Annotated in this window: 18 protein-coding genes; 13 read left to right on the top strand and 5 right to left on the bottom strand. The window is 63.6% G+C overall.

Translation table 11 applies throughout. The features are described from left to right. Positions 1–83: 83 nt before the first annotated feature. The 3 genes from dnaJ to AC1DZT_RS05640 form a co-directional block, all read right to left on the bottom strand. Positions 84–1,226, bottom strand: a complete 1,143-nt coding sequence (gene dnaJ, locus AC1DZT_RS05650; protein WP_478005636.1) for a molecular chaperone DnaJ — start codon at positions 1,224–1,226, stop codon at positions 84–86. Positions 1,227–1,298: 72 nt separating this feature from the next. After that, entirely contained in the window at positions 1,299–3,206 is a 1,908-nt protein-coding gene (gene dnaK, locus AC1DZT_RS05645) for a molecular chaperone DnaK (RefSeq protein WP_478005635.1), read from the bottom strand. Between the two features lie 222 nt (positions 3,207–3,428). Continuing rightward, entirely contained in the window at positions 3,429–4,250 is an 822-nt protein-coding gene (locus AC1DZT_RS05640; protein WP_478005634.1) for an ABC transporter permease, read from the bottom strand. 159 nt (positions 4,251–4,409) lie between these two features. Here AC1DZT_RS05640 and cysQ point away from each other — a divergent pair, with 159 nt between their 5' ends. From cysQ to AC1DZT_RS05605, 7 genes are all read left to right on the top strand, one after another. After that, entirely contained in the window at positions 4,410–5,204 is a 795-nt protein-coding gene (gene cysQ, locus AC1DZT_RS05635; RefSeq protein ID WP_478005633.1) for a 3'(2'),5'-bisphosphate nucleotidase CysQ, read from the top strand. Next, complete coding sequence (locus AC1DZT_RS05630; RefSeq protein ID WP_478005632.1) at positions 5,201–5,989, top strand: 3-deoxy-manno-octulosonate cytidylyltransferase; 789 nt, start codon at positions 5,201–5,203, stop codon at positions 5,987–5,989. Before cysQ ends, AC1DZT_RS05630 begins: the two co-directional genes overlap by 4 nt. Before the next feature lie 202 nt (positions 5,990–6,191). Continuing rightward, positions 6,192–7,106: a UTP--glucose-1-phosphate uridylyltransferase GalU gene (gene galU / locus AC1DZT_RS05625; protein WP_478005631.1), complete on the top strand. Its 915-nt coding sequence runs from the start codon at positions 6,192–6,194 to the stop codon at positions 7,104–7,106. 114 nt (positions 7,107–7,220) lie between these two features. Continuing rightward, positions 7,221–8,234 carry a glycosyltransferase family 2 protein gene (locus tag AC1DZT_RS05620; protein ID WP_478005913.1) on the top strand — a complete coding sequence of 338 codons (1,014 nt, stop codon included), beginning with the start codon at positions 7,221–7,223 and terminating at the stop codon, positions 8,232–8,234. A gap of 201 nt (positions 8,235–8,435) precedes the next feature. After that, entirely contained in the window at positions 8,436–9,446 is a 1,011-nt protein-coding gene (locus tag AC1DZT_RS05615; protein ID WP_478005630.1) for a glycosyltransferase family 2 protein, read from the top strand. Between the two features lie 10 nt (positions 9,447–9,456). Beyond that, entirely contained in the window at positions 9,457–11,154 is a 1,698-nt protein-coding gene (locus tag AC1DZT_RS05610) for a DUF5927 domain-containing protein (protein ID WP_478005629.1), read from the top strand. A gap of 12 nt (positions 11,155–11,166) precedes the next feature. Next, on the top strand, positions 11,167–12,573 hold the full coding sequence (locus tag AC1DZT_RS05605; RefSeq protein ID WP_478005628.1) for a nodulation protein NodH: 1,407 nt from the start codon (positions 11,167–11,169) through the stop codon (positions 12,571–12,573). Here AC1DZT_RS05605 and AC1DZT_RS05600 read toward each other — a convergent pair. Then, positions 12,549–13,010 (bottom strand): MaoC family dehydratase, encoded by a 462-nt coding sequence (locus tag AC1DZT_RS05600; RefSeq protein ID WP_478005627.1) that lies wholly within the window; start codon positions 13,008–13,010, stop codon positions 12,549–12,551. The two genes, AC1DZT_RS05605 and AC1DZT_RS05600, sit on opposite strands and share 25 nt — an antisense overlap. Positions 13,011–13,202: 192 nt before the next feature. Between AC1DZT_RS05600 and AC1DZT_RS05595 the strand changes: the two genes are divergently transcribed. Continuing rightward, positions 13,203–13,625, top strand: a complete 423-nt coding sequence (locus AC1DZT_RS05595) for a MarR family winged helix-turn-helix transcriptional regulator (RefSeq protein WP_478005626.1) — start codon at positions 13,203–13,205, stop codon at positions 13,623–13,625. A gap of 12 nt (positions 13,626–13,637) precedes the next feature. On the opposite strand, the gene AC1DZT_RS05590 is transcribed toward AC1DZT_RS05595, so the two are convergent. Then, a complete protein-coding gene (locus AC1DZT_RS05590) occupies positions 13,638–14,258 on the bottom strand; it encodes a TetR/AcrR family transcriptional regulator (RefSeq protein ID WP_478005625.1) in 621 nt (206 codons plus the stop codon). 126 nt (positions 14,259–14,384) lie between these two features. On the opposite strand from AC1DZT_RS05590, the gene AC1DZT_RS05585 reads away from it, so the two are divergent. From AC1DZT_RS05585 to flgK, 5 genes are all read left to right on the top strand, one after another. Further along, a complete protein-coding gene (locus AC1DZT_RS05585; protein ID WP_478005624.1) occupies positions 14,385–16,418 on the top strand; it encodes an oxidoreductase in 2,034 nt (677 codons plus the stop codon). Between the two features lie 151 nt (positions 16,419–16,569). After that, positions 16,570–17,472 (top strand): hypothetical protein, encoded by a 903-nt coding sequence (locus AC1DZT_RS05580; RefSeq protein WP_478005623.1) that lies wholly within the window; start codon positions 16,570–16,572, stop codon positions 17,470–17,472. 72 nt (positions 17,473–17,544) lie between these two features. Next, positions 17,545–18,387: a flagellar motor protein MotB gene (locus AC1DZT_RS05575; RefSeq protein WP_478005622.1), complete on the top strand. Its 843-nt coding sequence runs from the start codon at positions 17,545–17,547 to the stop codon at positions 18,385–18,387. Between the two features lie 90 nt (positions 18,388–18,477). Then, positions 18,478–19,782 carry a flagellar hook protein FlgE gene (locus AC1DZT_RS05570; RefSeq protein WP_478005621.1) on the top strand — a complete coding sequence of 435 codons (1,305 nt, stop codon included), beginning with the start codon at positions 18,478–18,480 and terminating at the stop codon, positions 19,780–19,782. A 9-nt stretch (positions 19,783–19,791) separates the two neighbouring features. Further along, a complete protein-coding gene (flgK, locus tag AC1DZT_RS05565; RefSeq protein ID WP_478005620.1) occupies positions 19,792–21,249 on the top strand; it encodes a flagellar hook-associated protein FlgK in 1,458 nt (485 codons plus the stop codon).

Below are 21,249 nucleotides of genomic sequence, written 5' to 3'. Positions count from 1 at the left end.
GGAAGGGTTAACGCAACCCCGCCAACCCGGGGCCTGCCCTGTCCGGTAGGATGGGCAATGCTGCCCATCCTCGGAGCATCGGCTCAGTTCTTCATGCCGTCCCAGAAGCCCTTGACCTTGGCGAAGAAAGACGAGCCCTCGGGATTGTTGTCCTCGGCCTCGAGCTTTTCGAACTCGCGCAACAGCTCCTTCTGCCGGGTCGAAAGGTTGACCGGGGTCTCCACCGCCAGTTCGATCAGCATGTCGCCGTGGCCACCGCCGCGCAGCGCCGGCATGCCCTTGGACCGCAGGCGCAGCTGCTTGCCGGTCTGGGTGCCGGAGGGCACTTTGACCCGGCTCTTGCCGCCGTCGATCGTCGGCACCTCGACCTCGCCCCCCAGCGCCGCGGTGATCAGCGACACCGGCACGCGGCAATAGAGGTTCACCCCGTCGCGCTGGAAGATCGGATGCTCCCGCGTTTCGATGAAGATATAGAGGTCGCCGGTCGGCCCGCCGCGCATCCCCGCCTCACCCTCGCCGGCAAGCCGGATCCGGGTGCCGGTTTCCACCCCGGCCGGGATGTTGACCGAAAGCGAGCGTTCCTTCTCGACCCGGCCTGCGCCACCGCAAACCTTGCAGGGATTCTTGATGGTCTGGCCCGCACCGCCGCAGGTCGGGCAGGTGCGTTCGACGGTGAAAAAGCCCTGCTGCGCCCGCACCTTGCCCATGCCCGAACAGGTCGGGCAGGTCACAGGCTCGGCCCCGCCTTCGGCACCGGTGCCGTGGCAGGTGTCGCAGCTGACGGCGGTCGGAACCGAGATGGTCTTTTGGACGCCCTTGTAGCTTTCTTCCAGCGAAACGCGCAGGTTGTAGCGCAGGTCGGACCCGCGCTGCGCCCGACGGCGCCCGCCCTGACCGCCACCGCCGCGGCCCATGAAATCGCCGAAGAGGTCTTCGAAGACATCCGAGAAGGCCGAGGCGAAATCGCCATTGCCCGCGCCGCCGCCACCGCCGCGCCCGCCTTCGAAGGCGGCATGGCCATAGCGGTCGTAGGCGGCCTTCTTGTCGGCATCCTTCAGGACGTCATAAGCCTCGTTGATCTCTTTGAACTGAGCTTCGGCTTCGGGATTGTCGGAATTGCGGTCGGGGTGCAGCTCTTTGGCCTTGGCCCGATAGGCTTTCTTGAGTTCTTCCGCAGAGGCGCCCTTGGCGGCTCCGAGGACATCGTAATAGTCGCGCTTTGCCATTGCTGAACCTCTGTTCGAGAACGCGTTTGGGCGACCCTGCAACAGGGCCGCCCATCGACAGTTCCGCGCTGGTTACTTGCGCTTGTTGTTGCCAAGATCCTCGAAGTCGGCGTCGACGATGTCATCGTCCACGTCGCGCGGGGCATCTTCGTCCTTGCCTTCGGCAGCCGAGGCGGTGGCCTTGTAGATCGCCTCGCCCAGTTTCATCGCCGCATCGGTCAGGTTCTGGATGCCGCCCTTGATCTTGCCGGCGTCTTCGGTCTTGAGGGTGTCCTCAAGCGCCGACATGGCCAGTTCGATGACTTCGACGGTCGAGGGATCAACCTTGTCGCCGTGTTCTGCCAGCGACTTCTTGGTCGAGTGCAGCAGGCTTTCGCCCTGGTTCTTGGCTTCCACCAGCTCCTTGCGGGCCTTGTCGGCGTCGGCATTGGCCTCGGCGTCCTTGACCATGCGCTCGATGTCGGCATCGGACAGACCGCCCGAAGCCTGGATCGTGATCGCCTGTTCCTTGCCGGTGCCCTTGTCCTTGGCCTTCACGGTGACGATGCCGTTGGCGTCGATGTCGAAGGTGACCTCGATCTGCGGCATGCCGCGCGGGGCGGGCGGGATGTTCTCCAGGTTGAACTGGCCGAGCATCTTGTTGTCGGCGGCCATTTCACGCTCGCCCTGGAAGACGCGCAGGGTCACGGCGTTCTGGTTGTCTTCGGCGGTCGAGAAGATCTGGCTCTTCTTGGTCGGGATCGTGGTGTTGCGGTCGATCAGGCGGGTGAAGACGCCACCCAGGGTTTCGATGCCGAGCGACAGCGGGGTCACGTCGAGCAGGACCACGTCCTTGACGTCGCCTTGCAGAACGCCGGCCTGAATGGCGGCACCGGCGGCCACGACTTCATCGGGGTTCACGCCCTTGTGGGGCTCTTTGCCGAAGAACTTGGTCACTTCCTCGATGACGCGGGGCATCCGGGTCATACCGCCGACCAGAACCACTTCGTCGATGTCCGAGATCGACACGCCGGCATCCTTCAGCGCGGCCTGGCAGGGCTTGATCGAACGCTTGATCAGGTCATCGACCAGGCTTTCCAGCTTGGCACGGGTCAGCTTCACCACCAGGTGGAGCGGCTGGCCGGTGGTGCGGTCCATCGAGATGAAGGGCTGGTTGATTTCGGTCTGCGACGAGGAGGACAGCTCGATCTTGGCCTTTTCAGCGGCTTCCTTCAGACGCTGCAGGGCCATCTTGTCGAGGGTCAGGTCAACGCCATGCTCTTTCTTGAACTCGTCCGCCAGGTAGTTGACGATGCGCATGTCGAAGTCTTCGCCACCGAGGAAGGTGTCGCCGTTGGTCGACTTCACTTCGAAGAGGCCGTCGTCGATTTCCAGGATGGTGATGTCGAAGGTACCGCCGCCAAGGTCATAGACCGCGATGGTCTTGGTCTCTTTCTTGTCGAGGCCGTAGGCCAGCGCAGCCGCGGTCGGCTCGTTGATGATGCGCAGCACTTCGAGGCCGGCGATCTTGCCGGCGTCCTTGGTGGCCTGACGCTGGGCGTCGTTGAAATAGGCCGGAACCGTGATGACGGCCTGGGTGACGGTTTCCCCCAGATAGGCTTCGGCGGTTTCCTTCATCTTCTGCAGGATGATGGCCGAGATCTGGGCGGGCGAGAACTTCTCGCCACGGGCTTCGACCCAGGCGTCGCCGTTCGGGCCGGGAACCACCTTGTAGGGCAGGTTCTTGAGGTCCTTGGACAGCATCGAGTCATCGGCGCGGCGGCCGATCAGACGCTTGACGGCATGGATGGTGTTGGAAGCGTTGGTCACGGCCTGACGCTTGGCGGCCTGGCCGACAAGACGCTCATTCTCGGTGAACGCAACGATGGAAGGCGTGGTGCGTGCGCCTTCGGAGTTTTCGATGATGCGGGGTTGGCTGCCATCCATGATGGCGACGCAGGAGTTGGTCGTCCCCAGGTCAATGCCGATAATTTTGGCCATGTCTGTTCCCTTTACTTAGGCGATGTTTTGGGGCGGCCCCATCAGGCGACCTGCCCCGATCCCAACGAGAACCATCTGCAGGCTGCCCTGGTGGACAACCCCATCTGGCTTCGTGGGGTATATAAGGGGGGGTAACGGGTGCTGCAAGCGCCCTGCAGAGGGGAAAGATCACCGAAGTTGATGAAAGCTGCATATTTCCCTGCAGCGCGCGAAAAGCAGCCGTCAGCGTCCCGCGCTCCAGCTGATCGAGGCATATTTGCGGGTGAAACTGTCGCCCATCAGCCCGAGGATGATCAGCACCGCAGAGACGAGAAGCGGATAGCTGATCGAGGAATAATGCGGGTGATAGTTCAGGAAGACAAAGCCGCGCGTCTGGTCGATGACGTGAAACAGCGGGTTCCACCAGAACCAGGCCAGCTTCGAGGTCGGCATCGCATTGGCCAGGAACATCTTTCCCGAGGCGATCATGTTGGCCCGGCTGTAGATCATGTTGAGGATGGAGAAGAAGTTGGGCGACCAGGGGGTCGCCGCCTTGAACACCATGCCGACGCCCACGCCCGAGATCCAGGCGATCAGCAGCATGCAAAGCGCCATGATCGGCTGCTCGATCGTGATGCGGTTGAACACCGTGTTGTAGAAGAACAGGATCACCACGATCGACAGGATCTGCTGATAGAGCGAGGCGAGCGATTGGCCTGCGATGGCCACGACCGTGTTCATCGGCGCGTGCTTCATCATGTTCGAGGTCGGCCCGTCCGAGTTGGACACGGCCTTCAGCGTCTTCACATGGGTGATGTACATGAAGATGCCGGTCATCGAATAGAGCATGAAGTCGCCGCGCACAGCCGAGCCGCGCATCTTCAGCACCGTCAGCATGAACCAGAAGAACAGCACCAGGATGACGGACTGCACCATGGTCAGGATCAGGCCCATGATCGCATTGCCATGCGATTTGCGGATATCGCGGACGGCGACGTGAAAGATCAGCTCGGCCGTGGCGAGAAAACTGCCAACATGGCTCTTGGGCAGGGCAGGCTGAAACATCTCTTCGCCTCTTGCGGGACCGAACCCCGTTTTACGCCGGGAAATCTTGCTGTTCCCTTTATCTTTGATGATAAAGGCAAAGTAAGGGTCATTCAATCGGGGCCCGGCTTGTGTTCCGGCCGCGATCCCGGCGTTTTGACCAGCCTCACAGGAGTTTGCATGGATTTCGACCGCCTCATCCCGATCTTCCGCCGTCTCGCCCTCGAAGCCGGTGACCGAATCATGCAGGTCTACAATGGCCCGGATTTCGAGGTGAAATCCAAGAGCGATACCAGCCCGGTGACCGAGGCGGACGAAGCGGCGGATGCGATCATTTCGGCCGGTCTGCAGGCGGCTTATCCGGAGGTGACCCTGATCACCGAAGAGCAGGCGGCCAGCCACGCGCTGGAGGCGTCGACCTTCTTCATCGTCGACCCGCTGGATGGCACCAAGGAATTCGTGCAACGCCGCGGCGATTTCACCGTGAACATCGCCTATGTCGAAAACGGCGTGCCCCTGCGCGGTGTGGTCTATGCCCCGGCGCAGGATCGGCTGTTCTATACGCTGCCCGATGGCAGCACGGTCGAAGAGACCGGCGCTTTCGAGAAGGACAAGGTCGGGGCCACCAAGCCGATCGGCGTCTCCACCCCCGACAATGGCGCGCTGATGGTCGTGGCCTCCAAAAGCCACCGCGATGCCGCGACCGATGCCTATATCGGCAAATACGCGGTCAAGGACATGAAGTCGGCGGGGTCGAGCCTGAAGTTCTGTCTGGTGGCGACCGGCGAGGCGGATATCTACCCGCGTCTGGGCCGCACGATGGAATGGGATACCGCCGCGGGCGACGCCGTCCTGCGGGGCGCGGGCGGGCAGGTGGTGCGCTTTGACGACCACACGACCCTGACCTATGGCAAGAAGGGCTGGGACAACCCCTTCTTCATCGCCTATGCGCCCGGGGTCTCCTTGCAGAAATGAGCGTCCTGATCGCCATCCCCGCCCGCTATGCCTCGACCCGGTATCCCGGCAAGCCCTTGGTCACCCTGCGCGGGCCGGATGGCGAAAAGACCCTGATCCGGCGCAGCTGGGAGGCGGCAATGGCGGTCTCGGGCATCGACCGCGTGGTCGTGGCGACCGACGACGACCGCATCCGGACCCATGCCGAAAGCTTCGGGGCCGAGGTGGTGATGACCTCCTCCGCCGCGCAGAACGGCACCGAACGCTGCGCCGAGGTGGTGCGGCATCTGCCCGGCTATGACGTGGTGGTGAACCTGCAGGGCGACGCGCCGCTGACCCCCGCCTGGTTCGTCGAGGATCTGGTGGCGGGCCTCTTGGGTGATTCGCAGGCCGACATCGCGACGCCGGTCCTGCGCTGTGACGGCCAGGCGGTGGAGGGTTTCCTCGCCGACCGTCGCGCCGGCCGTGTCGGCGGCACGACGGCGGTTTTCGGCGAGGGCGGGCGGGCGCTCTACTTCTCCAAAGAGGTGATTCCCTATACCGGCAAGACCTATGACCCGGACGAGATGACCCCGGTTTTCCACCACGTTGGCGTCTATGCCTATCGTCCGGCGGCGCTGGCCAGCTATCCGTCCTGGCCCATCGGACCGCTGGAAAAACTGGAAGGCCTTGAACAACTGCGGTTTCTTGAACAGGGCCGCAAGGTGCTTTGCGTCGAGGTCGCCGCGCGCGGCCGCAAATTCTGGGAGTTGAACAACCCCTCCGACGTTCGCGTTCTGGAGGAGATGATGCAGGCCATGACATGAGCCCGGGTTTTGGCAGGAAACCGCCCAGAAAACCGACCGCGGCCTTGTCATTTACCCTGCCAAAAGGGAAGTACTAGGCAAGCGCATAAAAATTTGTGCAAATGCAGCGAGTTTCGGGGTGTGGGGGAGCGCGCTCCGGCAAATGTTCTGTTAGAACTTCACATAATGAGCGTCACGCTCAGATGAATTCCGAGTGGATGAAATGGCTGAGATCATCAAACGCAAGATCAAGAAAGTTACCAAGGCCGTCTTCCCGGTCGCTGGTATGGGGACCCGTTTTCTTCCCGCAACCAAGTCGGTCCCGAAAGAGATCCTGACCCTCGTCGACCGCCCGCTGATCCAGTACGCGATCGACGAAGCGCGCGCTGCGGGCATCAAGGAATTCATCTTCGTGACCGCGCGCGGCAAATCTGCGCTGGAAGACTATTTCGACCATTCGCCCGAGCTGGAAGCGACGCTGCGTCGCGGTGGCAAGGACGACCTTCTGGAAATCCTGCGCGAGACCAACATGGACTCGGGCGCCATCGCCTATGTCCGGCAGAACCGCGCGCTTGGCCTCGGCCACGCCGTCTGGTGCGCCCGCCGCATGATCGGCAACGAGCCTTTCGCGGTCCTGCTGCCCGATGACGTGATCGCCGCCGAAAAGCCCTGCCTGCAGCAGATGGTCGAGGCTTACGAGCAGACCGGCGGCAACATGGTCGCGGCCATGGAAGTGCCGGTCGAAAAGGCCTCCTCCTATGGCGTGCTGGATGTGGCCGAGGACATGGGCTCGATCGTGCAGGTCAAGGGCATGGTCGAAAAGCCCAAGGCTGCCGATGCGCCGTCCAACCTCGCGGTGATCGGGCGTTACATCCTGACGCCGAAGGTGATGACCAACCTCAACAAGATGAAGCAGGGCGCCGGTGGCGAGATCCAGCTGACCGACGCGATCGCCGAAGAGGCCGCGACCCCGGGTCAGGTCTTCGGCTTCCGCTTCCGTGGCCAGCGCTACGACTGCGGCAGCAAGGCGGGCTTCCTGCAGGCGACCGTGGCCTTCGGCCTGTCGCGCCCCGATCTGCGCGAGGAATTCTCGGCCTATATCAACGATATGGTCGCCATGCAAAAAGCGGCACAATAAGCTTTGCTTCCTGGCCCCTGGGATCGCTTGCGTCAGGTTGCGCGGCGGGTCTGGGGGCCTTCTCATCTGCCACATGCCGTCAGCCTGGGCGAGCTTGCGGCGACCTCCCCCTCGATCACCTTCTACTGGCGTGCCTATCGCCTGCGTCTGCGGCGGCTGGGGTTTCTCTTGCGCGCCTTTCGCAAGCGGCGCGAAATCGCCCCCGTCAAAGACCGCAGCCACCAGATTGCCCCCGATGCCATCCTGGCCTTCGTCACCGTCCGGAACGAGGCGCTGCGCCTGCCGCATTTCCTCGCCTATTATCGGCGGATCGGGGTGGATCACTTCTTCTTCGTCGACAATGCCAGTACCGATGGCACGGCCGAGCTTCTGGAGGCCCAGGGCGATGTCTCGCTCTGGCGCAGTGCGGCGGGCTACAAGGCCTCGCGCTTCGGGCTGGATTGGCTGACCTGGCTCATGCAACGCCATGCGCCCGGCCATTGGTGCCTGACGCTCGATGCCGATGAATTGCTGGTCTATCCCCATTGCGAGACCCGCCCCCTGCGCGCCCTGACCGAGCGGCTTGATTCGGACGGGCGGCGGTCTTTCGGGGCGATGATGCTGGACCTTTACCCGCAAGGCCCGCTGGCCGCGCAAAGCTACCGCGCCGGGCAGGACCCGCTGGAGGTGCTGCCCTGGTTCGACAGTGGCAATTATGTCGTGCAGGTCCAGCCCCGGATGCGCAACCTCTGGATACAGGGCGGCGTGCGCGCCCGGGTTTTCTTCGGCAGCGAACCGCGCCGCGCGCCGACGCTCAACAAGGTGCCGCTGGTCAAATGGCGGCGCGGCTATGCCTATGTGAACTCCACCCACGCGATCCTGCCGCCCCGGCTCAATGCGGTTTTTGACGAGACGGGCGGCGAAATGCTGTCGGGAATCCTGCTTCACACCAAGTTTCTGCCGACGATCGTCGAGAAATCGGTCGAGGAACGCGAAAGACGCCAGCATTTCGCCAATTCGGATCTGTACGACGCCTACTATGCCGCGGTGATCAGCAGCCCCGACTTGTGGTGCCCGCAATCGCACAGCTATAGCGGGTGGCGCAAGCTGGAGGCGCTTGGCCTGATGTCGCGCGGAGGATGGCTTTAGCCGCAGGCCGAGAATTTTTTCCTAACCGCCTTGGATTGTTGCGAATTTCACTTCAAAATTCGCGGGCCGGATCGGGCTGGTCTCTGGCAGGGGAATGGGTGCGGCAGCGGAAGGAAAAGCGGCAGGGCGTCAAGGCTTCCTCAAGCTTTGGGGCCTATACCGTGAAGAATTGAATGTCGTTTCAGGCGACGGGGGCACAGCGTGAGTTTGTATGAGGCGATAAAGCTCAGGGCGCGACGGCGGCGCGCCCATTTGCGCGCCTTCATCAAGCGTCGCGAACTGCGGCCGGTGGCGGACCGGACGGGCAAGATTGCCCGCAATGCGATCCTGCTCCTGTGTACCCTGCGCGACGAACGCATCCGGCTGCCCTATTTCATGCGCTATTACCGCGATCTGGGGATCGAGCATTTTCTCTTCGTCGACAATGACAGCACCGATGGCAGCCGCGAATACCTCGCCGAACAGCCCGATGTCTCGATCTGGACGACCAAGGGCGGCTACAAGGCCTCGCGCTTCGGGGTGGATTGGCTGACCCATCTGCAGCGGCGCTATTGTCACGGCCATTGGTGCCTGACGGTCGATGTCGACGAATTCCTCGTCTATCCTTTCTGCGAAACCAGGCCGCTGCGGGCGCTGACCGACTGGCTGGATGCCTCGGCCGTGCGTTCGTTCTCGGCGATGATGCTGGACATGTATCCCAAGGGTCCGATCCACGAACACCCCTACCGCGAGGGGCAGAACCCGATGGAGATTGCCCAGTGGTTCGACAGCGGCAATTACACGATCCACCGCAACGGCGGCCTTGGCAATCTGTGGATCCAGGGCGGGCCGCGCACCCGGGTCTTCTTTCCCGAAAAGCCCGCCATGGCCCCGGCCCTGAACAAGGTGCCGCTGGTGAACTGGCATCGCTCCTATGCCTATGTCAGCTCGACCCACATGCTTTTGCCGCGCGGGCTCAATCTGGTCTATGATGAATGGGGCGGGGAAAAAGCCTCTGGTTGCCTTCTTCACGCCAAGTTTCTCGATACATTTGCGACAAAAGCGGCAGAAGAGATGTCGCGCGGACAGCACTATGGGGCGAGTGTGGAGTACAAGGCCTATCAGGAGAAGCTGGCCAAGCATCCCGACATGTGGTGCAAGTTCAGCGAGAAATACATCAACTGGCGTCAGCTCGAAATTCTCGGTCTGATGTCCAAGGGCAATTGGGCCTGAGGGAGGCTGCGTGACCGTCGGCTTCGTCATGCTATGTCACACGGCGCTGGAACGCGCCTCCGAAGTGGCGCGCCATTGGGCCGAACGGGATTGCCCGGTGGTGATCCATGTCGACAGGCGCGTGGCCTTCGCGGCCTATGATGGCCTGGTCAAGTCACTGGCCGATCTGAACAATATCCGCTTTTCGGGGCGCTATGCCTGCGAATGGGGCACCTGGGGCATCGTGGCCGCGACCCAGGAGGCCGCGACGATCATGCTCAAGACCTTTCCCGAGGTGCGGCATGTCTTCCTCGCCTCCGGCTCCTGCCTGCCGCTGCGTCCGGTGGAGGAGCTGATCGCCTATCTGGAAAGCCGTCCGCGCACCGATTTCATCGAAAGTGTGACGACCGAGGATGTCGGCTGGACGGTGGGCGGCCTCAATCTGGAACGGTTCACCCTGCGCTTTCCCTTCAGCTGGCGCAAACAGCGGCGGGCCTTCGACTGGTATGTGAAGCTGCAGCGCCGGATGCGGTTTCGCCGCAAGGTGCCGCCCGCGCTGGTGCCGCACCTGGGCAGCCAATGGTGGTGCCTGACCCGGCAGACCCTGTCGGCCATCCTGGAAAGCCCCGACCGGGCCGAGATCGACCGCTATTTCCGCCGGGTCTGGATTCCCGACGAAAGCTATTTCCAGACCATGGTGCGGCAGTTCTCGACCAATGTCGAAAGCCGCTCGCTGACCCTGTCCAAGTTCGATTTTCAGGGCAAGCCGCATATCTTCTACGACGATCACCTGCAGCTTCTGCGCCGGTCGGATTGTTTTGTGGCCCGCAAGATCTGGCCGCAGGCGAACAAGCTCTACGACACCTTCCTGCGCGGCGGCCCGGCAGGTCAGGCCTCGGCCGAACCCAACCCCGGCAAGATCGACCGGCTTTTCGCCAAGGCGGTTGAGCGGCGCACCAAGGGGCGGGCCGGGCTTTACATGCAAAGCCGGTTTCCGAACGAGAATTGGGAAAACGGCCGCACCGCCGCGCCCTATTCGGTCTTCGAAGGTTTCTCCGAAGTGTTCGAAAATTTCGAGGCCTGGCTGGGCAAGGTCGCCGGCACCCGCGCGCATGGCCATCTCTTCGCGCCGGACCGGGTCGAATTTGCCGGGGGCGAGGCGGTCTTCAGCGGTGCCATGTCGAACAGCGCGGCCCTGCGCGACTATGCCCCGAAGAACTTCCTGTCGAACCTGATCTGGAACACAAGGGGCGAGCGGCAATGCTTCCAGTTCGGCCCGAACGATCTGCAGGCGATCAGCTGGTTCATGGCCTGCGATCCCAATGCGCAGATCTCGGTCATCTCGGGCGCCTGGGCCATTCCGCTGTTTCATTCCAACCAGAACTTCTCGGAAATCCGGCGCGAGGCGGCGCGGCTGCAAAAGATTGAATCGGATCACCTTTCCATCCTGCGCTCGCATTTCGCCAAGGCGCGGATCCGGATCTGGACCCTGGCCGAATTCGTCGAAAACCCGATGGAGCCCCTGCAGACCATCGTGGACGAGATCAGCCCGCGAAGCCAGCGCCGCCTGACCGAGGCGCCAAGGCTTGCGGACCTCAAGGGCTTTGGGCAATTCTTGCAGAACCTGCGCAACCAGGGCATGCAACCGGTGCTGATGGGCGATTTTCCGACCGGCGCAGACCCGAACCCCGCCGCCAACCGCCGGGGCCGCCCCTATCTGGTGAAATAAAGGATCGTTCTTTTGGCCAAATCGCGTTTTCAGTCCTTTGTCGTCTTTGCTGAAATGCGGACGGGGTCGAATTTCCTTGAGGCCAATCTGAACGCCATTCCCGGGGTCACCTGCTATGGCGAGGCGTTCAATCCCGCTTTCGTCGGCAATGCCAACAAGTCCGAGCTTCTGGGCGTCTCGATCCACCAGCGCGACCTCAATCCTGAGGTGCTTTTGAAGGCGATGCGCCGCCAGACCGAGGGGTTTTCCGGTTTCCGCTATTTCCACGACCATGACCCGCGGGTCTTCGGCCTCGTGGTCGATGACCCTTCGGTCGCCAAGGTGATCCTGACCCGCAACCCCCTGGAAAGCTACATCAGCTGGAAGATCGCCAAGGAGTCCAACCAGTGGCGCACCACCTCCGCCGCCAATATCAAGACCGCCCGGCCGCGTTTTGTGATCGAGGAATTCCGCGAACGCACCGATGAATTGCAGGAGTTTCAGGGCCAGCTTTTGAACCGCCTGCAAGTCTCGGGGCAGACGGCCTTTTATATCGATTACGAGGATGTGCTGGACCTCAAGGTGCTCAACGGGCTTGCCGCCTTTCTGGGGGTCGAGGGGCGGCTGGAATCACTGGATCTGTCCTTCAAGAAGCAGAACCCCGAGCCGATCCGCGACAAGGTTGCCAACCCGGCAGAGATGGTGGCCGGGCTGGCAAAGATCGATTTCTTCAACATCGCCCAGACCCCGAATTTCGAACCGCGCCGACAGGGGGCGATCAACACCTATGTCGCCGGTGAGGCTCTGCCCCTGCTGTTCCAGCCGGTCAAATCGGGGCCGGAGCAGGTCTTGCGCAAGTGGATGCAGCTTTACGGGCCGATCCTGACCAGTTTCGACCGGCAAGAGCTGAAGGCCTGGCGCAATGACCGGCCCGGCCACCGCAGCTTTACCGTGCTGCGCCATCCGCTCGCCCGCGCCTATACCGCCTTTTGCGATTACCTCGACAAGGACTGGATGGGCGAACTGCGCGGGCATCTCAAACGCGTCCACAAGTTCGACCTGCCGCCGAAGGGCAAGGGCTTTGCCGATCTGGCCGCGCATCGCGCCGGGTTTCTGAAGTTTCTGGAGGTGACCAAGCACCTCCATGCCGGCCGGACCGAACTGCGCACCCCGCCGCATCTGGCGACCCAGATCGCCACTATCACCGGCTTTGCCCAGCTGCAGGCCCCTGATCACCTTTTGCGCGAGGAGACTCTGGCCGAGGGTCTGGCCTTTCTCTGCGCCGAAATCGGGGTTGCGATGCAGCCGCTGCCGGAAATTGCCGCGACGCAACCCTATCCCCTGGCCGAGGTCTATGACGCCGAGGTCGAGGCCGCCGCGCGCGAGGCCTATGGCCGCGATTACACCGCTTTCGGCTATGGCGACTGGCGCGCCCGGTAGGTCATGAAGCGGGCGGTGCCGCGCTGCACCACCTCAAGATTCTGATTTTCCGCGATTATGTCCAGCGTCAGAACCCCTTTGTCGGGCGATGCGGCGCGCTTGTGCTGCACCGTGATCCGGGCGCGGATGCGGTCCTGGGCATAGACCGGGGCGCGAAAGGACCAGTCCCAGCCGAGGGCAGCGAAACTGTCGAATTGCGCGGCACTTTGGCTTTTCAGCCCCTCGATCAGCGACAGGACCAGAAGCCCATGCGCGACCTGGCCGCGGAAGCCGTGCCGCCGGGCGCCGGCATCCGAGAGGTGGATTTCAAACCTGTCCCCGGTCAGCGCGGCAAAGGCCGCGATCGCGGCGGGCGTCACCTCGGCCCAATCGGTCAGGATGTGATCGCCGACCTCGACCGCGTCGAAGCCGTGGCGTCCGGCGGGCAGGGCGCTCATGCAGCGACCGGCGGCAAGGCCGGGTCAGGTATGCGGCGGATGAACTGGTTCAGGCTCTGACCCTCGACGCTGTGGCGGTTTCCCGCGCAGCCTGCCCGCAAAGCAAGCGGAAAGGGAAGCGCGCTGCGCGGGACAACGCGAAGTGGCGTCAACTTTCTTGCAGGAAGACCCGGGCTTCGGTACTTTGTCTCAATGGATTTGGAACCGCCGCATTACTCGCTCGATGAGCAAATCGGATTTCTGCTGCGTCGCGCGACCCAGCGGCACCTGTCGATATTCAGCTCTGCCATCCCCGAACTGACCACGACGCAATTCGCCGCCCTTGCCCGGCTCGCAGAGCTTGGCGCGCAAAGCCAGAACGTGCTGGGCCGCGCGACCTCGATGGATGCGGCGACGATCAAGGGCGTGGTGGACCGGTTGACCCGCGACGGGCTGGTCGAAACCTCCGCCGACCCCGAGGACCGCCGCCGCCTGACCGTCAGCCTCAGCCCGGCCGGGGCAGCGCTTTATGCGCGCCGGGTCCAGTCGGCGCTGGATGTGTCGGCCGAGACGCTGGAGCCGCTGAAGCCGGAGGAGCAGGCGCTGCTGATGGAGCTGTTGCGCCGGCTGACCTAAACCCTTCTGGGCCTAAGCCGTGTGCCGGGCGCGAAATTCCTGCAATTCGGCCTCGGTCGGGGTCTGCCCGGCAAAGACCAGGACATAATCCGGGATGCGCGCCAGCCGCAGGTCGAGGGTTTCGACGGTGCGCATCGCGATATAGCCGATCTGCGTGAGGTAGACGGTCTGCGCCCGGATCCGCGCCTCGGCCTCGGCAAAACCGTGGCGCTGGAACAGCCGTGTCAGGGCCTGCATCCGCGTCTCGTCCGCCGCGGCAAGAGTCTCGGTCAGGGCGGGGTCGGTGAGCGCCCAGGTGCGGATCGCGAACTCCAGCCGGCTGTCGAACAGCGCGGGCGTGATCCAGAGGTCGCAGACATTCAGCATCGCCGCGGTGATCGTGGCGGCAGGCGCCTCGGTCCGCGCGATGAGCTGGGCGGTGTTGGTGCCCTGCCAACGGGCGATGAGGCCGGCCAGAAGCGCCTCGCGGTCGGGAAAATGCCAGTAGAACGAGGTGCGCGACAGGCCCAGCCTTGCGGCAAGCGGCATGACCTTCACCGCCTCCACCCCGCTTTCGACCAGCACCTCATAGGCCGCATCCAGCCAGACCTGGGCCGATCCGCGCCATCCCCGTTCGTTTTGCACCTGTTCCATTGCGCCAGATTAGGCGGCGCAGGTTTTCTTGACAACCGCCCGCCAGAGAAAACTTGACACCTGTGTCGATTTTCGCAATTCTTGCCCAAATCCCCGCCATTCCCCCGCCAATCCCCCAGAGGCCCCATGTCGAACGATCCGCTGCTGCAACCCTACCAGCTCAAACACCTGACCCTGCGCAACCGGATCATGACGACCAGTCACGAACCGGCCTATCCCGAAGACGGCATGCCGAAAGACCGCTACCGGCTTTATCATCTGGAACGCGCCAAGGCCGGGGTCGCCATGGTGATGACGGCGGGCTCTGCCGCCGTGTCGAAGGATTCGCCGCCGGTCTTCAACAACGTGCTGGCCTACAAGGACGAGGTCGTGCCGTGGATGAAGCGCCTTGCCGATGACTGCCACGAGGCGGGGGCGGCGGTGATGATCCAGCTGACCCACCTCGGGCGGCGGACCCGCTGGGACAAGGGCGACTGGCTGCCGGTTCTGGCCGCCGGCCCCTCGCGCGAGCCGAGCCACCGCGCCTTTCCCAAGGTGATGGAGGATTGGGACATCGCCCGCGTCATCACCGATTTTGCCGATGCGGCGGAACGGATGAAGGAAGCCGGGCTCGATGGGGTGGAGTTCGAATGCTACGGCCACCTCCTCGACCAGTTCATGTCGCCCCTGACCAATGCCCTGCCCGCGCCCTATGGCGGCAGCCTGGAAAACCGCGCCCGCTTTGCGATGGAGGTTCTGGCCGCCGTGCGCAAAAGGGTGGGCGAGAAATTCCTGCTCGGGATGCGTTACACCGCCGATGAGGCCGAGGCGGGCGGCATCAGCGCCGATGAGGGCGTGGCGATCGGCAAGATGTTCCGCGACAGCGGGTTCGTCGATTTCCTCAACATCATCAAGGGGCGCATCCATACCGATGCCGCGATGACCGATGTGATCCCGATCCACGGCATGAAATCCGCGCCGCACCTCGATTTCGCCGGGCGGATGAAGGCCGAGGTCGGCATGCCGACCTTCCACGCCGCCCGTATCCCCGATGTCGCCACCGCGCGCCATGCGATTGCGACCGGGCAGCTCGACATGGTCGGCATGACTCGCGCCCATATGGCCGATCCCCATATCGTGCAGAAGATCGTCGAGGGCCGCGAGGATGACATCCGCCCCTGCGTCGGCGCGACCTATTGCCTCGACCGGATCTATCAGGGCGGCATGGCCCTGTGCATCCACAACCCCGCCACCGGCCGGGAAGAGACGATGCCCCACACGATCACCCCGGCGGAGACGCCGCGCAAGGTCGTCGTCGTCGGCGCCGGTGCCGGCGGGCTGGAGGCGGCCCGTGTCGCGGCCGAACGCGGTCACAGCGTCACCGTCTTCGAGGCGGCCAATCAGGCGGGCGGTCAGGTCCGGCTTCTGGCCCAGACCAAGCGCCGGGCCGAGATGATCGGCATCATCGACTGGCGCATGGCGCAATGTGCGGCGCTTGGGGTGGAGTTCCGCTTCAACACCTGGGCCGAGGCGGAGGATGTCCGCGCCCTGAACCCCGATGTCGTGATCATCGCCACCGGCGGCATGCCGCAGAAGGACATCCTCGCTTCGGGCAACGAGCTGACCGTTTCGGCCTGGGATATCCTCTCGGGCGATGTGAAGCCCGGGCAGAACGTGCTGCTTTACGATGACGCGGGCGACCATACCGCGCTGCAGGCGGCGCAGCTTCTGGCCGAATCCGGCGCCAAGGTCGAGGTGATGACCCCCGACCGCACCTTCGTGCCCGATGTGATGGCGATGAACCTCGTCCCCTACATGCGCGCGATCCAGGACAAGGATGTCACCTTCACCGTGACCTATCGCCTGTCTTCGGTCGCCAAGGACGGCAACCTGATCAAGGCCACCATCGACAGCGATTATGCCAAGCTCGGCATCACCCGCAGCTTCGACCAGATCGTCGTCAACCACGGCACCCTGCCGCTGGACGAGCTTTACTTCGCCTTGAAGCCCGCTTCGGTCAACCTCGGCGCGGTGGATTACGAGGCTTTCATCGACCGCAGGCCGCAGACCATGACCGGCGGGCCGGCGGGCTTCCAGCTGTTCCGCATCGGCGACGCAGTCGAGGCGCGCAACATCCATGCGGCGATTTATGATGCCCTGCGGCTGGTTTCGGTGATCTGAAGGCGGGCAGCTGCCCCCGGTTTGACCGTTTGAGGAAAAATATCTGAAATTCCCCCTGTCCGCGTTAACGTTTTGACGCTTCGTTAACGCGGATGTCACGCAATGGTGACGGCTGGGACTGCAAGGTCTGCGGCACCAACGGGAGGATCAGATGTCAGCGCCCCAGCTTGCCGAAGACAGTGTTCAGGTTGCCTTTTTCGCGCCCTGCGAAGCGGCGGGACTTGCCGCAGGAACGCTTGCGCTGCACCTTGGGGTGACGAGGGCTTCGGCGGAAAGCCTGCTTGTCGGTGGCGGTGGCGTCGTCGTGGCGCGCAGCCGGGCGGCCTCGGTCCGGGCGGCCCTGCCGGTGCTGGCCGCCCTCGGGGTGCAGATGGCGCTGCGGCCGGCGCATCAGGCGGTGGAGCCGGAGATCTGCGATCTGTCGCTGCATCTGAAGGCCGGTCTGACGCCCGCTGCGGCCGGGATCGCGCGTCTGGATCTGACGCTTCCCCTGCAGGATCTGAAAAATCACGGGCCCTCGGGATGGCTGATCGAGGGCCTGCCCCGCCCCCGGGCCGAAGAGATGGCCGCGGTCCTGCGCAGCATTCCCGGCGCCTTGGTGACCGTGGCGGCGCAGATCGGCGCCCGCTATGACCTTTTTGCCGCGGGCACGGTCATCGGGCCGGCGATGACGGCGCTACGCCAGCACCTTGCCATGCTGGGCTGTGTGGCACATGGCCCCTCGCGCGCGCTGGCGACGGGTCTGGACCGGCGCACGCTCAACCACATCCTGGGGCGCTTCGTGCATCTGGGTCTGGTCGGCGTGAACCAGGCTTTCCAGCGGTATCAACTGGTTCTGACCGGCTCCGGCAGCCTGACGCCGACCGAACTGCGCGATTTCCTGACGACCCGCGGCGCTTGCTGGACTGCCGCCTGCGAAGCCATCGCATCGGGGCAAGGCTGGCGGATCGAGGGTGGCCTGTCGCGCGCCGCGGCACGGCAATTCCTGTCGGATTACGCCATGATCGGCCTTCCCGCCCGCGCCGATCTGATGGGCCTGCAAGAATACCGCTAAAATGCAGATGCTTAAGCCCGGATTCACCCTGCGCATCTAAGGTCGGCCTTGGGTGTTAAGTGGGGTGAATGGATGGCCGGGCAAACCAATGCCGCGCCAGTCATCATCAAGCGCAAGAAGGTTGTCGGCGGGGGTGGCCACCACGGGGGTGCGTGGAAGGTTGCCTATGCAGACTTTGTGACGGCCATGATGGCCTTCTTCATGCTGATGTGGCTTTTGGGTGCAACGACGGAAAAGCAGCGCAAGGGCATTGCGGATTACTTCAATCCGACAATTCCGATCAACCGCATTTCGGGCGGCGGGGACGGCGCCTTTGGCGGCGACTCGATCTTCACCGACCAGACCTCGGCGCGCAACGGCACCGGGCAGTCGGCCGCCACGCCGGGCGAGGCGGACAAATCGGGCGGCGTCGGCGGCGATGCCGCGGGCGAGGACAGTGCCGCCCAGGCCGATCAGCTCAAGCGCCTGCAAAGCTTGCTGGAGGGCAAGGGCGGCGAAAGCCAGACCATGCAGAGCCTGCTCAGCCATGTCGTGACCAAAGTCACCGATGAGGGGCTCGTCGTCGAAATCTTCGATCTGGAGGGCACCCCGCTCTTCGATCAGGACACGGCCGGCCCGACCGAAACCCTGCGTTCCATCGCCTCGCTGTTGTCGGATGTTCTGGTTCAGACGAAAAACAAGATCTCGGTGGAGGGCTATGTCCGTTCCTATCCGGTCATGCTGGCGCGCAACCCGGTCTGGGATCTGTCGGCCTCGCGGGCGCAGGTGGTGCGCCAACTGCTTGAAAACGCTGGCATGCCGGATGAGAGGATCGTGCGCGTCACCGGCCATGCCGACCGCAAGCCCGCCACCGCAGACCCCTCGGCCCTGCGCAACAACCGGATCGAGGTGATCCTTTTGCGAAAGAATCGCTGACGCAAGCTTTGGATTTTATCTGTTAGCCGAATCTTAAGTCGAAGCGGTCAGCTTGTGCCTATCAGGTCGAGCTGCAGAAAGGCGCTATCGATGACGATTTCCTCTTCGCTGAATGCGGGGGTGGCAGGGTTGAATGCGAATGCCAACCGTCTGGCAACCATTTCGGACAATATCGCAAACTCCTCCACCTATGGGTATAAAAGGGCACAGTCCGATTTCTACTCCGTCGTCGTGCATGGCGACCTGAGTACGGCCTATTCGGCCGGTGGCGTGCGGTCCACCAGCTATCGGCTGATCGACGAACACGGGCCGCTGATCGGCACCTCCAACGCCACCGACCTTGCCATCGACGGGCGCGGCTTCATGGCCGTGACCACGATCGACGCGGTCAACAGCGGTACGGCGAATCTCCCCATCTCTCTGGCGACGACAGGGTCATTCAAGGCCGATGCCAATGGTGTCCTGCGCAATTCGACCGGCCAGGTCCTGATGGGCTGGCCTGCCAATCCGGACGGGACTCTCGGCAATTACCCGCGCGACACGATGAAGGCGATGATCCCGGTCAAGCTCGACACCAACCAATATGTGTCGAACCCGACGACGAAGATGACCCTCGGCGCGAACCTGCCCGCCACGGCGACCCAGGCCGGGGCCAATGGCCTGACATACGAAATGTCGGTGCAATATACCGGCAACCTCGGAACGCAGGAGACGTTGCATTACGTCTTCACGCCCACGGTGCCGGCCAGCGGGGCCTCCAACACCTGGAACATGACCATCGCCGATTCGGCCTCGGACGATGCGATCATCGGGGAATACACGATCACCTTCGACAGCAGCCAGTCGGCCGGCGGCACGCTCGCCTCGGTCACGACCATCACCGGCGCCGATTATGACCCTTCGACGGGTGTCATCCCCCTCGCGGTCGGTGGCGGCAATGTCGCGATGGATATCGGCGCCATCGGCGTCACCGGCGGCATGACCCAGCTTTCCGAAAGCTTCGCCCCGATCGGCAAGGCCACCAACGGCACCCCGGTTGCGCGCCTGGTGGGGGTGGAGATTGACGACAATGGCTATCTGCACGCCAACTATGACCAGGGCTTTTCCAAGGTGATCTACCAGATCCCGGTGGTGGATGTGCCCAACCCCAATGGCCTCGCCTCGCATTCCGATCAGACCTACCAGGTTTCGGCGGATTCCGGCCCCTTCTACCTGTGGGATTCCGGCGACGGCCCGACCGGCAAGCTGGTCGGCTATTCGCAGGAACAATCCACCACCGATGTGACATCGGAGCTGACCAATCTGATCACCACGCAGCGGGCCTATTCCTCGAATGTGAAGGTGATCCAGACGGTGGACGAAATGCTGCAGGAAACCGCCAATCTCAAGCGATAGGAGGCTTAGGTGACGATTGCGGGCACCCTCTCCAGCGCCCTTTCGGGTCTGACGGCCGCCGCCAAGGCTGCCGAGCTGGTCTCCTCCAACATCGCGAATGCGAGCACGCCCGGCTATGCCCGGCGCGAGCTGCAGCTGACCTCGCGTGTGGTGGGATCGACGGGGCAGGGGGTCAAGATCGTGGGGGTCAGCCGTGCCGTCGATCTTCCGCTGATCGGCGACCGGCGTCTGGCCCAGGCAGAACAGGGCGGCGCCGATACCCGCACCGCCTTCTTTCAGCGGATCGAAACCTTGATGGGCACGCCGGACCAGGCCTTTTCGCTCAACGGCAGGATCGCCGCCTTCGACTCCGCCTTGACCGAGGCCGCCTCTCACCCCGAGTCCGAACCGCGGTTGAGCACGGTCGCCACCAGCGCCAAGGCGATCATCAGCAGCATCGCGGTGATCGGCAAGGACATCCAGGCCGCGCGCACCGCTGCCGATACCGAGATCGGCTCGCAGGTGGAAAAGCTGAACGCCGCCCTGCAACAGGCCTCCAAGCTGAATGTGCAGATTGTCAGGGCCTTTGGCACCGGTCAGGACACTTCGGCCCTGCAGGACCAGCGCCAACAGGCCATCGACCAGATCGCCGGCATGGTCCCCCTGAGGGAGATCCAGCAGAAGGACGGTTCGGTCTCGCTGTTCACCACCGGGGGCGGCGTCCTGCTGGATGGCATCCCCTCGGTCTTCGGTTTTCACACCACGGCGGCCATTTCACCCGCCATGACCTTGCAAGCGGGCGGCCTGTCGGGATTGACGCTGAACGGGAAGCCGACCGCCACTGCCGGCGAGTCTTCCGTCATCCTCGGCGGCTCCCTTGCCGCCAATTTCGCGGTTCGCGACGAGCTTGGGGTCCAGGCGCAGGCGCAGATCGACGGGGTCGCGCGCGATCTGGTCGAAAGGTTCCAGGACAGCACGGTCGATGCCAGCCTCGCGCCGGGCGATGCCGGGCTTTTCACCGATGCGGGCGCTGCCTTCGATCCGATCAACGAGGTGGGCCTGGCGCAAAGGCTGTCTCTCAACGCCGCGGTCGATCCGGCGCGCGGCGGCGCGCTCTGGCGTCTGCGCGATGGCCTGGGCGCCACCACACAGGGCTCGGTCGGCACCACCACGCTTCTGACCGCGCTGCGCGGGGCCCTGACGGCAGAGCGCACCCCGGTTTCGGGCGGCTTCATGGCCGGCGCACGCAGCTTTTCCGTCCTCGCCAGCAATCTCGTCTCGATCACCGCCTCCAGCAAGCTCTCGGCGCAAGGCAATTCCGCCTATGCCTCGGCCCGGCTGGACACCTTCACCTCGCTCGAGGCGCAGGGCGCCGTCGACACCGATCAGGAAATGCAATCGCTTTTGCAGATCGAGCAAAGCTACGCCGCCAATGCCAAGGTCATCAAAACCGTCGATGACATGATTCACACCTTGTTGGATTTGTAA

This window comes from Rhodobacter sp. P1_C2 (genome assembly GCF_056406375.1).
Note: the sequence above shows the minus strand (reverse complement) of the source record. Positions and strands in the feature narration are given on the sequence as shown.

Coding starts and splice junctions, on each gene's coding strand:
- galU (WP_478005631.1), top strand. CDS start 6,192: ATGGCTGAGATCATCAAACGCAAGATCAAGAAAGTTACCAAGGCCGTC.
- dnaK (WP_478005635.1), bottom strand. CDS start 3,206: ATGGCCAAAATTATCGGCATTGACCTGGGGACGACCAACTCCTGCGTC.
- AC1DZT_RS05570 (WP_478005621.1), top strand. CDS start 18,478: ATGACGATTTCCTCTTCGCTGAATGCGGGGGTGGCAGGGTTGAATGCG.
- dnaJ (WP_478005636.1), bottom strand. CDS start 1,226: ATGGCAAAGCGCGACTATTACGATGTCCTCGGAGCCGCCAAGGGCGCC.
- AC1DZT_RS05595 (WP_478005626.1), top strand. CDS start 13,203: ATGGATTTGGAACCGCCGCATTACTCGCTCGATGAGCAAATCGGATTT.
- AC1DZT_RS05590 (WP_478005625.1), bottom strand. CDS start 14,258: ATGGAACAGGTGCAAAACGAACGGGGATGGCGCGGATCGGCCCAGGTC.
- AC1DZT_RS05575 (WP_478005622.1), top strand. CDS start 17,545: ATGGCCGGGCAAACCAATGCCGCGCCAGTCATCATCAAGCGCAAGAAG.
- AC1DZT_RS05600 (WP_478005627.1), bottom strand. CDS start 13,010: ATGAGCGCCCTGCCCGCCGGACGCCACGGCTTCGACGCGGTCGAGGTC.
- AC1DZT_RS05580 (WP_478005623.1), top strand. CDS start 16,570: ATGTCAGCGCCCCAGCTTGCCGAAGACAGTGTTCAGGTTGCCTTTTTC.
- AC1DZT_RS05640 (WP_478005634.1), bottom strand. CDS start 4,250: ATGTTTCAGCCTGCCCTGCCCAAGAGCCATGTTGGCAGTTTTCTCGCC.
- AC1DZT_RS05630 (WP_478005632.1), top strand. CDS start 5,201: ATGAGCGTCCTGATCGCCATCCCCGCCCGCTATGCCTCGACCCGGTAT.
- cysQ (WP_478005633.1), top strand. CDS start 4,410: ATGGATTTCGACCGCCTCATCCCGATCTTCCGCCGTCTCGCCCTCGAA.
- AC1DZT_RS05585 (WP_478005624.1), top strand. CDS start 14,385: ATGTCGAACGATCCGCTGCTGCAACCCTACCAGCTCAAACACCTGACC.